The sequence below is a fragment of the Providencia sp. PROV116 genome (genome assembly GCF_028482485.1).
Taxonomy (GTDB): Bacteria; Pseudomonadota; Gammaproteobacteria; order Enterobacterales; family Enterobacteriaceae; genus Providencia; species Providencia rettgeri.
Map to the genome: position 1 here is coordinate 114304 of NZ_JAMPQO010000010.1, position 12393 is coordinate 126696.

The window sequence follows — 12393 nt, forward strand, 5'->3', positions numbered from 1 at the left end:
GTAGCTTGAATAGCCGACAAATTGATTAAATATTAATTTTGATGTTCGAGCAGGTGATTTTTTACTAATCAAATAAAATCGGAGGCACATAATGCCTCCCTATTCGCCTATTATTAATGCTCAATATTCGGTTCTTGTAAACCTGCGTCATGCCATTCTTTCATTGCAGGCAAAACTAAAACTCGGTCAACCCATTGTTTAGCCGCTGGGCTTACAGGTAAATGATAACTGCGGATTCGGAAGGCAACGGGTGCAAAGAAGGCATCTACAGCCGTAAATTCATTGCCCGCAAGCCAAGGGCCGCCAAATTGGTTCAACCCATCCTGCCATAGTTTCTGCAAGCGGTTTAAGTCAGTTTGTAATTCAATTGAAATATTATTAAGTGGTGCATTATGAGCTCCATCCATTGGACACTGCTGGCGTAACGCACTAAAACCTGAGTGCATTTCTGCGCTGGCACTTCGAGCCCATGCTCTGGCTTTGCGATCTTTTGGCCAGACTTGCGGGAAGTCTTCTGCAATATATTCACAAATGGCTAATGAATCCCATATTGTTTGGTTTTCATCGATTAAACAAGGGACTAAACCGGTAGGGGAAAAACGACTGAATTTCTCATGACTGCTTTTACCGTTTTCAAATAAACACAAATTTTCTTCAAACGGGATCTGTAATACCTTTAGTAAAACCCATGGGCGCAATGACCATGAAGAGTAGTTTTTATTTGCTATCCAAAGTTTATACATAGTATTTAACCTATCAGTCAGTTCGCGCAATGTTAAAAGGACGAATACCAATGTATGGGGAAAAAGGCAGACCTACAAATGTTATTTTATCGAAAATAGCTTATATCTATTAGGAATAAGCTAGATTTAATTGAAATTAATAAATAAATGAACTAAGTATTTAGTTACGACCATTTACAAAAGTGGAAGAATCTTTATTCAACTTTTATAATTAAAACTAGACAAAATCAAATAGTAATCTATTTTTCATTATGTTGATCGTATTTGAATGTCTTCAACAAAATATTTGTTTAACTTTGGGATAGGAATAAAATTAATTTCACCTTATGATTATTACGGCTTAGTTAATAAAATATTACCTTCTTCTCTAAATGGTTTTTATCATGCAATGGAAAAATAATGCAAGCCGCTATGGGCATATCTCTTTGCTCGTACATTGGCTAGTCGCAATTGTCGTATATGGAATGTTCGCTTTAGGTTTATGGATGGTGACACTAGGCTATTATGATAGTTGGTATCATCAAGCTCCTGAGATACATAAAAGTATAGGAATATTATTATTTATTGTTATGGCATTTCGTGTGATTTGGCGATTTATTTCACCGCCGCCGAAGCCATTAGCAAGCTACAGTAAATTAACGAAAGCTAGCTCTATTATTGTTCAAATTCTGATTTATATTATTTTATTCAGTATTTTGATCAGTGGTTATTTAATCTCAACCGCTGATGGACAACCTATTAGTGTGTTTGGTTGGTTTGATGTTCCTGCACTATTTACCGGTGCTGCGACACAAGCAGATACCGCAGGTGAAGTTCATTTATATTTAGCTTGGGCAGTGGTTTTATTATCAGTGTTGCATGCTTTTGCAGCTTTTAAACATCACTTTTTTGATCGTGATATTACATTAAAAAGAATGTTGGGTTTTAACCCCGATAAGTAACGTGGAGATAATTATGTTGAAGAAAACGGTTCTTGGTCTGGCTACTGGCGCACTTTTTTTAACGGCAGGTTCAGCATTAGCAGAAACTTACCAATTTGATAAGCAAGGCCAACACGCGTTTATTGAATTTCGTATTCAGCATTTAGGTTATAGCTGGGTATATGGTAGCTTTAAAGACTTTGATGGGTCTTTTACTTATGATGCAAAAGATCCATCAAAAGATAAAGTCGAAGTTACTATTAAGACAGGTAGCATTGATACTAACCATGCAGAGCGTGACAAACATTTACGCAGTGGTGATTTCTTAAATGCAGCCAAATTCCCTGAAGCGAAATTCGTTTCAACAGAAGTGAAGAAAGACGGTGAAGCCTACAAAATCACTGGTGATTTCACTTTAAATGGTGTCACTAAGCCAATTACATTAGACGCTAAATTAATGGGCGAAGGTAAAGATCCTTGGGGTGGATACCGTGCAGGTTTTGAAGCAGAAGGTAATATTAAGTTAAAAGAATTTAACATCAAATCTGATTTGGGTCCTAAATCTCAAGAAGCACAACTGTTGATTTCAGTTGAAGGTGTTCAAGTTAAATAAGATTTTTATCATAAAAAACCTTCAGGCTTTCGAGTGCTGGAGGTTTTTTTATATCCAGCGTATTATAAATTGTTTCTTTGTGGCAAATTCCCCCGTCTGAACCTCGCAATTTCCCTTATTCCTATAGCTAGACGACTTTAATACAAGCTAAAATAAGCATTATTACTTTTTATCGTTCAATTCGTGGCATTAACACTTTAGATACGTGAATATTATCGGTTTTAGATGCCATGGCATTATATGCAATTGGTTCTACAGTATATAAGTAGCTTGAAAGTGTTTGTGGGGAACCGTTTTACAAGAAAAGGCAGGGTAACTTTGAATACAAATAACTCACGTAAAACCGCATTAATTGTTAGCATTATTTTTATTGCATTTGCATTCGGTTTTTATTGGTTAAGTAAAGATAACAATGTGTTATCTACAGAAAATAATAGTGCAATTCATTCAGAGGCACTTGCTCAAGTTGAAAAAGAATTACCGATTATCGCGACGGTTAAGAAAATAAGCCCTGAAACCTATCAAAGTTTTGAACACCTAATTACACAATACGACCCAACTAATGAAGATTTACGCCGTCAACTGTTTGACCAAGTGGTCGGGAATGTCATGAAGTTAGTACTAGAGCGTATGGAATATGCCTCTGATGACTCCGTGATTAACTTTACTAGCAGAGTTAATGATTACCTAAAAATCTTATTGGAAGAAGACCCAACGGGAAAAACGTGTTTTTATTCACTATTTCCACACTTGAGAGAAACAGCAGAAATTATTCCACCACAAAAAAGCCAAGCTGTTTTGTTGAAACAAATTCAGGCAACCAATGAACTTTTAATTTCAAGTGAAGCGGGTGTAAAACAGGCGTTAATGTCCCCGACAGAATATTCTGAGGAATTAACCCAACTTGCTAGCGGGCTTTCTGCAAAGTATGGTGAAGATACTGCAATTCTTGGGAATTTAGAAGCAGGGAAGAAATCACCTGCACTAGCGTGCCGTATTTCTATTAGTTTTTATGATGAAATATTATCTATTCCAGATAATCCGAAAAAAGCGGCATTGTTACGTTCTTTATTTTCATCAGTAAATAATTAATTCTTTTTAGCAAAATGGTACTGATTAATATTGGTACCATTTTGTGTCATTAAGTATTACATTTCATAGCGTTAATCGCACTTTTTTTAATGTATTATTATTTGAGCATAAATAGTTCGTATTTATGTAGTATGCTTATTATATAAATTTATTTTTAACTATTTTGGAGATGGCATGCAATTTATTAAGAAAAGTATCATCGCACTTGCCGCTGCGACTGCGATATCAATGCCAATTGCAGTAAGTCAAGCTTGTACTCGGGTTGTTTATTTAGGTGAAAATGAACAGATAATGACCGGTAGAACAATGGATTGGAAATACGATATAGGCACTAATCTATGGATCTTTCCTCGAGGCATGGAGCGTGATGGCATTGCAGGACCTAACTCTTTAAAATGGAAATCAAAATACGGTAGTGTGATCGCCTCAGGTTATGATATTTCAACGACTGATGGAGTGAACGAAGAAGGTCTAGTTGCCAATTTATTATGGCTTGCTGAATCAAAATACCCTCAAGTAGATAATAAGCAACCTGCGTTGTCGATATCGCTATGGGCACAATATGTGCTAGATAATTATGCGACAGTGGGAGAGGCTGTTGCAGCGTTAGAAAAAAATCCACTGGTCGTGGCAACGGATAATGTTCCTGGGCAAGATAGGTTAGCGACTTTACATTTGTCATTATCAGATCCGAGTGGCGATAGCGCAATTATTGAATATATTGATGGTAAGCAGGTCATTCATCATAGTCGCAAGTATCAAGTTATGACTAATTCGCCTACTTATGAGAAGCAATTAGCAATGCAGGAATATTGGCAAGGAATTGGTGGTACTGTCATGCTACCGGGGACAAACCGTTCCGCTGATAGATTTGCTCGTGCGCAATTTTATATTAATGCAATTCCTCAGAAAACAACGCCTAATAAAGCGGTCGCCAGTGTTTTCAGTGTCGTACGTAATGTGTCTGTTCCTTACGGATTGACGTCCGAAAATTCACCTGAAATATCGTCAACGCGTTGGCGGACATTAGTTGACCATAAACGTCAGCTCTATTTTTTTGAATCTGCATTGACGCCAAATATTTTTTGGACTGATTTGGCAAAAATTGACTTTTCAGCAGAAACTGGACAAGTGAAAAAGTTGGATCTGGGTGAAGAGCAGAGCCATATTTATTCGGGGGATGCGACCAATAAATATGTGGTTACAAAACCTTTTGAATTCTTAGGGTTAAGTGCGAAACAGTTAGGTTACTAACTTATCCTATAGCGCGTATCAGCCCTCTTTATCTATAGGGGGTTGATATGAATCAAGTCCTCGATAATTTATCCATGAATATTTTGCAGATAGCAAACGAACGGTATAAGATGTATTTAAAATGCAACTTATTGGTGATGATATGAATAATCTCGTGTGTTACAAAACCATGCCGGTTTGGAATAAAGCGTCTTTACCGTTAATGTTCCAAGAGCGTCATAATACAAAAGAAGATACATATGCACAGTTGAAAGTGCTAAAAGGCTCTTTAGATTTTATCATTTTTAATGAGGATGGCAGCGAACAACATTTTACTTTTGATATTCATAACCAGCCGCCTATTATCGAACCTCAAGTTTGGCATCGTATTTCTGCTTGTAGTGATGACATGGAATGCCAATTGGCTTTTTTATGCAAACCAGAACTGAAATTTTATAAAGAACACGGGTTAACGACTCCACATTCAGAAGTGCGTTACCTGTGTGAGAACCACCTTAGTAAGCCATGTAAAACATTAGATTTAGGCTCGGGAAGAGGCCGAAATAGCTTTTATCTTGCCTTACAGGGTTATGACGTAACCTCGGTAGATATCAACCCTCAGCATATCCAAGCAATTGACTTCGTTAAAAAACAAGCTGGGGTAGAGAATATTCATACGGCTGTTTATGATATTAATAGTCACCAAATACAAGAGAACTACGAACTTATTATTTCCACTGTCGTGCTAATGTTCTTGCAGCGAGAAAAAATCGCCAATGTTATTACTAATATGCAAGAACATACCCTGCCAGGGGGAGTTAACGTTATTGTGTGTGCCGTTGAAACGCCAGATGTACCGCTGGATTTAGTGCCATTTAAATGCTTCTTAAAACCAGGGGAGCTAGAAGGGTATTATAAGGATTGGGATATTTTAAAATATAACGAAAACCCTGGTCATTTACACCGCACTGATTCACAAGGTAATCGTATTAAATTAAATTTTGCAACACTCATTGCACGGAAAAAGTAAGTAAGAGACTTGCATAGGTTATCTTAGTAAAAGAGTTGCCGTGGGTGGCAACTCTTTTTTATTTCTAATCGTTAAGGTTTGCTAGCGGCGGAATTAGCGGTTTCTTTTTCGCTTCGGGCTAAAGTCTTTTCGAGCAAGACAGAATATAGCGGTTTACCACCTAAAAATTGGGCTATCATTGTGGCACCAATACAGGTAATAATCATCGGTAAGATTAACTGGTAGTTATTTGTCATTTCTAAAACTAAAACTATCCCAGTTAATGGTGCTCTGACGGTTGCGGCAAATAATGCTCCCATGCCTGCTATAGCGAAAGTCCCCACTTCAATTTGGTAATTAGGGAATATTTCGAGGGCAGCGTAGCCGAAAACACCACCAAATAAGGTACCAAGGGCGAGTAAAGGGGAGAAAATACCCCCTGGAGCGCCAGAGCTAAAGCTAATCGTCGAAGTTAAAAACCGTAAAGCAAAAAATATGAATAATAAAGTGATGGTAAATTGGCCTGCAACCATCTGGTGGATCACTGAATAGCCGCCACCAACAATTTCAGGAAGATAAACGCCAATTGCACCACAGGCACCACCAATTAGCCCGCCCATCAATACAAAGCGAGAAATTTTATTTTGGTAAAATGCTAAAAATTTACTTTGTAGGTACAATAAAAAACCATTAAAACAGATACCGATGACACCAAACATTAATCCTAAAATTAAATAAAGCCATAAAGTATTCATCGGTGCAGAAGAGAATTGACCGATATTTAATATAATAGCTTCCCCATTAATTAACCGATAGACAATGGTGGAGGTAACAACACCGATAAATACCGCTTTAATTGAAATTAAACTGTATTTAAATTGCGGGCGCATTTCTTCAATAATAAATAAAATGCCAGCTAAAGGGGCATTAAATGCTGTAGATAAACCAGCAGCAGCACCAGAGGCAAGTAAGGTATGGCGCGACTCATTATCTTTTAAACGAAATAAATCATAAAACATTTGGCTAAGGTTCGCACCAAGCTGTACAGTTGGCCCTTCGCGCCCTAACACCATGCCTGAACCCAATGTCCCTAATCCACCAATAAACTTAACTGGGATGACTCTCCACCATCTTACGGGGCGCAAATCTTGTAATGCACCTTCAATTTCGGGGATCCCAGACCCACCCGATTCAGGGGAGAACCGTTTAACTAGGTAATAGCCTAACATGGCAAGAAGTGCCGAGATAAAAAACATCCCAACAACCATCAGCCATTTTGGAGCAACCCATTCACTCACTGATTGAACGCGATAGTTGCTAATCCAAGTTGTTCCTATTTCAAATAGAGAACCGATAAGACCGACCGCAGCACCAATGAGTGCCGCGAGTAGTAAGATTTTTACAGGTGTTTTATCTGATTCTTTTAACCGTTTAAAAATCCGTAACCGGCTTTTTATCATAGATTTACTTGCTGAATTTACCTGGCTCATCTTTATTGGATTCTCTTTATACGATGGAATAACAAACACTTATAGGTAAGTATAACAAGAGTTACCGTAAGAACGGTATCAGGAAAAAAATAAAATGCAAAATAGTGTATTTAAGCAAGGCAGCTGAAATACAAAAAACAGCAGCACGAATAGCATACTTTCATTGCTGTGAATAGTTCTCATTTGCAATGAATATTAATATAGATCAATAAACCATTAGATAATGAATAATTCCACTTTTTTATTCTAATAAAGAGCGTAGTCTTAATGTTGTATTTGAAATGCAACTTTAAGAGGCTAACAACATGTACTGTGTGCAATGTGAACAAACAATTAGAACTCCAGCTGGAAATGGCTGTGCATACGCGCAGGGTATGTGCGGTAAAACAGCAGAAACATCTGACCTTCAAGATTTATTAGTTGCTGTATTGCAAAGCTTATCTGCAAGCGCAGTCACTGCTCGCTCGCTGGGTATTATTGACCATGATATTGATAGTTTTGCTCCGCGCGCATTTTTCTCTACTTTAACTAACGTCAACTTTGATTCAGAACGTATTATTGGTTATGCCCGTGAAGCTATTTATTTGCGTGATAAATTAATCAAACACTGTCAATCTGTGAATAGTGTTGTGGCTTTCAATCATCCATTAATTAATTTGCAATTAAATGGGACTGACATTCCAACCCTACAGGCACAAGCGGCTCAATTTTCATTAGATATTGATAAAGCTGAAGTCGGCGAAGACATTCACGGTTTACGTATGTTATGCCTATATGGCCTAAAAGGGGCGGCAGCCTATATGGAACACGCCCATGTTTTAGGTCAGTATGATAATGAGGTTTATGGCCAATACCATGAAATTATGGCTTGGCTTGGAACATTGCCATCAGATATGAATGAGCTGCTTGATAATGCGATGGCTATTGGTCTGATGAATTTCAAGATCATGGAAATTTTGGATGCAGGTGAAACGAGCGAATTTGGTCATCCAACACCAACGGAAGTTAACGTTCGTCCAGTCGCAGGGAAGTGTATTTTAATTTCAGGTCATGACCTGAAAGACTTAAAAATGTTGTTAGAACAAACTGAAGGTACGGGTATCAATGTTTATACCCACGGTGAAATGCTGCCAGCACATGGTTATCCAGAGCTGAAAAAATATGCGCATTTAGTCGGTAACTATGGTAGCGGTTGGCAAAACCAGCAGGTGGAATTTGCTAAGTTCCCAGGGTCTATCTTGATGACCTCTAACTGTATTATTGACCCTGATGTCGGTGATTATAAAGACCGTATCTGGACGCGTAGTATTGTGGGTTGGCCGGGTGCAAAACATTTAGTAGGTGATGATTTTTCTGCAATGATTGCTCAAGCTCAGTCGCTGGCTGGTTTCCCGTATACCGAAATCGAACACAAAATTACAGTTGGCTTCGGTCGTCAAACACTACTCGGTGCGGCAGATGCGGTGATTGATTTAGTTTCACAGAAAAAATTACGTCACGTATTCCTCGTTGGTGGATGCGATGGTAGCCGCGGTGAGCGTAGCTACTACACGGACTTTGCGCGTAGTGTACCCGAAGATTGCTTAATCCTTACACTCGCTTGTGGTAAATATCGTTTTAATAAATTAGATTTTGGTACGTTAGAAGGGCTTCCGCGTTTATTGGATGTGGGCCAATGTAACGATGCGTACTCTGCCATTATGCTTGCGGTGAATCTATCAGAGAAACTTGGTTGTGGTATTAATGACTTACCATTGAGTTTGATTCTGTCTTGGTTTGAGCAAAAAGCAATTGTTATCCTCTTAACATTATTAGCGTTGGGTGTGAAAAATATTTATACCGGCCCAACAGCGCCTGGTTTCTTAACTGAAAACTTATTGAATGTGTTAAATGAGAAATTTGGCATGCGAAGTATTACAACAGTTGAGCAAGATCTGGCAGAAATTTTACCTGCATGATCAATAAACCGATAGAAAAAGCTTAAAAACGATGTGAAAGATGGGGGCAGCGACCCCCTTTAAAGGAGTAGCGCGATGACCATGCCAAGTAGTTTATGTCCAAATAGAATGCAAGTTCATTCTATTATTCAAGAAACATCAGATGTCTGGACAATCAACCTTATCAATCATGATTTTTATACATATTCACCCGGTCAATATGCTTTGGTCAGTATTAAAAATAGTGATGATGTCATGCGTGCTTACACTCTTTCATCATCACCGGGACAAAGTCGTTTTATTTCCATTACTGTCAGGCGGTTAGACGATGGAGAAGGGTCAAATTGGCTAACACGCTCAGTTAAAGAAGGTGACTACCTTTGGCTTTCAGAAGCACAAGGGGAATTCACCTGTGCCAATCTACAAAACTCGCAGTACTTGATGTTAGCTGCTGGGTGTGGGGTGACACCGATTATGTCAATGACACGTTGGCTGATGGTGAATCGCCCAAATTCCCATGTAAAAGTGCTATTCAATGTTCGCGATGATAAGCAAGTTATTTTTGCTGAGGAGTGGCAAAAGCTCGTCCGGTTATATCCAGAACGGTTGCAATTGTGTGTCATGGCGGAAACACCAGATAATGGCGATATTGCTCAAGGGCGTTTAACCGAAGAGAAATTGAAAGCGTTAGTACCCGATATTAATTCACGAATTGTGATGACGTGTGGGCCTGTACCTTATATGAAAAATGCACAGCAATTTGCTGCAAATTTAGGTGTTCCTGCTGAACATTTCTTTATGGAGCGTTTTTCTACTGAACCAGAAGTTGTTGATAGTGAAGATATTCTTACGTTAAAAATTCGTCAACGATTGGTCGATTTTAAAGTCCCAGTGGGGACGTCTTTATTATCTGCACTGGAGCAAAATAAACAACCTGTTATTGCGGCTTGCCGAGCGGGTGTTTGCGGAAGTTGTAAAACAAAAGTGCTGTCAGGAAATTATACAACCACAAGTACAATGACATTAACCGAAGCAGAAATAGCGGAAGGTTATGTTTTAGCGTGTAGTTGCCAATTGCAGGGCGACACTGAAATAGCGTAAAATTATTTAATATATGCAAACTGTCTCATTAGATTATTAATGGGACAGTATTATAAAATAAATCATAGTAATTATTTACAATACTCGAATTGAGAGTGTAATTAATGTTCCGGTAGTGAACTACGTAAAAAATAAATAGATAATTTGCTGAGTGTATTAATCGCTGACACAGCAACCTCTTTATTTGGGTCTTGACATAAGTCTATGATTCTTATGATGGCATCATTATACTCAATCGTTGCTTTGAAATCTCCTAAAGCAGAAATGGCAGCAATTTTGATTTCATCATTTACGCGAAATGTTAAGTTTGTTAACATTCCAACAATTACTTTATCCATAATAAAACTTTCACTGTTAAATAAAATAAAAAATATTCTAAGATAATTCTTGTGATATTTAATACTGTATTGATGTCTGAAATTAAATATTAACAATTTAAAAGAATAGTTTTTAATGATAATGTCGAACTAAATAGTGATATAAGTGTATTTTCTTATATCATAATTTACTTGTTTGATTATTTTTAATATAAAAAACCAATAGGTGATTAATATTAGTGATTGTATATACTCTAATAAAGCGTTTCAGTTATATTTAATTAGGCTAACTCCTTTATATTGTTTTTTTGTATTATAAGGTAAATCGACAGGTAAGTTTTGATTAATTATCGATAAGATTTACTAAATAATATTACAAATATTATTTAGATTTATCTAAGGATTGGTTATTGATAAGTAACTAAATATATTTATTTTAATTTGAATATTTAATTTTATTATTAGTTACATTCTGTTACTTTGTGAAGATTTATTTAATATAAACTTAAACGAAACCTAAACAATAAGTTTCTCATGCGTAAAAAACCGTAGATATAGGGTGGCAATTAATTCACCAATGGGTATAATTCGCGCCGCATCCAAAGTGCAGTATCTCGTTAGGCGAGGCTCCTATACAAACATAGGTTACTGATCTGACGACGTCGAGAGACGCCCAAGATTAGGACAGGATATATCGACCGAAGGTATATCCCCATGTAACTTCCTGCTAAATCAGGATACGTTGTATAGTGCTAAAACCGAGACGAAGAGATAGCTTTCGCATTCTCTCATCTGGTTTCGCCCCTATGTGAGTACTGTTTGAGTAACCAACAGTAATAGGGACTAAAAAAATGACATTCACTACCCAGAACAAAGCGGGAGCAGTTGCTATTGCTCAATCCGCAATGAAAGGCGCGCGCCTCAAAGACAATAATACACCGTCACCAAAAGTTGATGATGCAACAGTTAGCGCTTATATGAGCCAATCATATTTGCCAGTCTCTGTCGCAGACTCAATAGCTTGTGTGAAACAAAATCTTATTGAGCACCTTGATGGCGAGCAAATCCCAACCTATTTATTTGTTGTCGATAACGACAATTATTTAAATGGTATTCTTTCAGTTAAATCATTATTAGCTTCACCTGAAAATTTATTAGTGTCTGATATCATGAGACACAATTATTTTTCTGTTGCCCCAGAACAATCACGTCATGATGTTTATGACCTGATTAATCATAGTGGTTTAGATATGATACCTGTGGTGCAATTTGGCAAATTAATGGGTGTTTTGCGTCCGCAAGATATCGCTGAACTGATTGAAGATGAGAATACACTTGATGCGCAGCTACAAGGCGCTACCACCCCATTAGATGAGCCCTACTTAACGACAAGCCCTATAACTTTATGGCGTAAACGTGTCGTTTGGTTGTTGATGCTATTTGTGGCCGAAGCGTATACAGGAACTGTATTAAAAGCATTTGAAGAACAACTCGAAGCCGCAATTTCGTTAGCATTTTTCATTCCGCTGTTGATTGGTACAGGCGGTAATAGTGGAACACAAATTACATCAACATTAGTCCGTGCAATGGCACTGGGCGAGGTGAGCTTACGTAATCTCGGCACAGTACTAAAGAAAGAGGTCTCAACCTCATTTTTAGTTGCGGTGACTATCGGTGGTGCGGCATTAATCCGTGCATGGATTTTAGGTGTTGGCCACGAAGTGACTATTGTGGTTAGCTTAACCATCGTTGCGATTACAATGTGGAGCGCGGTTGTTTCTTCGATTATTCCAATGGTATTGAAAAAACTGAAAGTGGATCCAGCAGTCGTTTCTGCACCGTTCATTGCAACTTTTATTGATGGAACTGGCTTAATTATTTACTTTGAAATCGCAAAATTAGTGATGACAGAGTTTGCCTAAGCGCACACCTCAAACT

Annotated in this window: 11 protein-coding genes and 1 riboswitch; of the genes, 8 read left to right on the forward strand and 3 right to left on the reverse strand. The window is 37.8% G+C overall.

Annotation, left to right across the window (positions count from 1 at the left end; genetic code table 11):
* Window positions 1-113: 113 nt before the first annotated feature.
* Window positions 114-743, reverse strand: coding sequence for a glutathione S-transferase family protein (locus tag PSE72_RS07620; RefSeq protein ID WP_109912706.1), 630 nt, complete (start codon window positions 741-743; stop codon window positions 114-116).
* 383 nt (window positions 744-1126) lie between these two features.
* Here PSE72_RS07620 and PSE72_RS07625 point away from each other — a divergent pair, with 383 nt between their 5' ends.
* The 5 genes from PSE72_RS07625 to tehB all read left to right on the forward strand — a co-directional run bounded on the left by PSE72_RS07625 (window position 1127) and on the right by tehB (window position 5631).
* Entirely contained in the window at window positions 1127-1684 is a 558-nt protein-coding gene (locus PSE72_RS07625; protein WP_004913280.1) for a cytochrome b, read from the forward strand.
* A 13-nt stretch (window positions 1685-1697) separates the two neighbouring features.
* On the forward strand, window positions 1698-2276 hold the full coding sequence (locus PSE72_RS07630) for a YceI family protein (protein WP_042851639.1): 579 nt from the start codon (window positions 1698-1700) through the stop codon (window positions 2274-2276).
* A gap of 318 nt (window positions 2277-2594) precedes the next feature.
* A complete protein-coding gene (locus PSE72_RS07635) occupies window positions 2595-3368 on the forward strand; it encodes a hypothetical protein (protein ID WP_004913275.1) in 774 nt (257 codons plus the stop codon).
* A 174-nt stretch (window positions 3369-3542) separates the two neighbouring features.
* Window positions 3543-4622, forward strand: coding sequence for a linear amide C-N hydrolase (locus tag PSE72_RS07640; RefSeq protein ID WP_198641424.1), 1080 nt, complete (start codon window positions 3543-3545; stop codon window positions 4620-4622).
* A gap of 121 nt (window positions 4623-4743) precedes the next feature.
* Entirely contained in the window at window positions 4744-5631 is an 888-nt protein-coding gene (gene tehB, locus PSE72_RS07645) for an SAM-dependent methyltransferase TehB (protein WP_115166863.1), read from the forward strand.
* A gap of 71 nt (window positions 5632-5702) precedes the next feature.
* Here tehB and clcA read toward each other — a convergent pair whose 3' ends face one another.
* The gene (gene clcA / locus PSE72_RS07650; RefSeq protein ID WP_004913264.1) at window positions 5703-7100 is read right to left on the reverse strand and encodes a H(+)/Cl(-) exchange transporter ClcA; all 1398 of its coding nucleotides are present in this window, start codon (window positions 7098-7100) and stop codon (window positions 5703-5705) included.
* A gap of 305 nt (window positions 7101-7405) precedes the next feature.
* Here clcA and hcp point away from each other — a divergent pair, with 305 nt between their 5' ends.
* Window positions 7406-9058, forward strand: coding sequence for a hydroxylamine reductase (hcp, locus tag PSE72_RS07655; RefSeq protein WP_115166864.1), 1653 nt, complete (start codon window positions 7406-7408; stop codon window positions 9056-9058).
* A gap of 75 nt (window positions 9059-9133) precedes the next feature.
* Window positions 9134-10138 carry an NADH oxidoreductase gene (gene hcr, locus PSE72_RS07660; RefSeq protein ID WP_004913257.1) on the forward strand — a complete coding sequence of 335 codons (1005 nt, stop codon included), beginning with the start codon at window positions 9134-9136 and terminating at the stop codon, window positions 10136-10138.
* A 101-nt stretch (window positions 10139-10239) separates the two neighbouring features.
* On the opposite strand, the gene PSE72_RS07665 is transcribed toward hcr, so the two are convergent.
* A complete protein-coding gene (locus tag PSE72_RS07665) occupies window positions 10240-10476 on the reverse strand; it encodes a HEAT repeat domain-containing protein (RefSeq protein WP_004913253.1) in 237 nt (78 codons plus the stop codon).
* A 585-nt stretch (window positions 10477-11061) separates the two neighbouring features.
* Window positions 11062-11233: riboswitch (M-box (ykoK) riboswitch) on the forward strand.
* Window positions 11234-11306: 73 nt separating this feature from the next.
* Between PSE72_RS07665 and PSE72_RS07670 the strand changes: the two genes are divergently transcribed.
* Window positions 11307-12377 (forward strand): magnesium transporter, encoded by a 1071-nt coding sequence (locus PSE72_RS07670; protein ID WP_004913251.1) that lies wholly within the window; start codon window positions 11307-11309, stop codon window positions 12375-12377.
* Window positions 12378-12393: the final 16 nt, after the last annotated feature.

Coding starts and splice junctions, on each gene's coding strand:
- PSE72_RS07620 (WP_109912706.1), bottom strand. CDS start 743: ATGTATAAACTTTGGATAGCAAATAAAAACTACTCTTCATGGTCATTG.
- PSE72_RS07625 (WP_004913280.1), top strand. CDS start 1,127: ATGCAATGGAAAAATAATGCAAGCCGCTATGGGCATATCTCTTTGCTC.
- PSE72_RS07630 (WP_042851639.1), top strand. CDS start 1,698: ATGTTGAAGAAAACGGTTCTTGGTCTGGCTACTGGCGCACTTTTTTTA.
- PSE72_RS07640 (WP_198641424.1), top strand. CDS start 3,543: ATGCAATTTATTAAGAAAAGTATCATCGCACTTGCCGCTGCGACTGCG.
- tehB (WP_115166863.1), top strand. CDS start 4,744: ATGCAACTTATTGGTGATGATATGAATAATCTCGTGTGTTACAAAACC.
- clcA (WP_004913264.1), bottom strand. CDS start 7,100: ATGAGCCAGGTAAATTCAGCAAGTAAATCTATGATAAAAAGCCGGTTA.
- hcp (WP_115166864.1), top strand. CDS start 7,406: ATGTACTGTGTGCAATGTGAACAAACAATTAGAACTCCAGCTGGAAAT.
- hcr (WP_004913257.1), top strand. CDS start 9,134: ATGACCATGCCAAGTAGTTTATGTCCAAATAGAATGCAAGTTCATTCT.
- PSE72_RS07665 (WP_004913253.1), bottom strand. CDS start 10,476: ATGGATAAAGTAATTGTTGGAATGTTAACAAACTTAACATTTCGCGTA.
- PSE72_RS07670 (WP_004913251.1), top strand. CDS start 11,307: ATGACATTCACTACCCAGAACAAAGCGGGAGCAGTTGCTATTGCTCAA.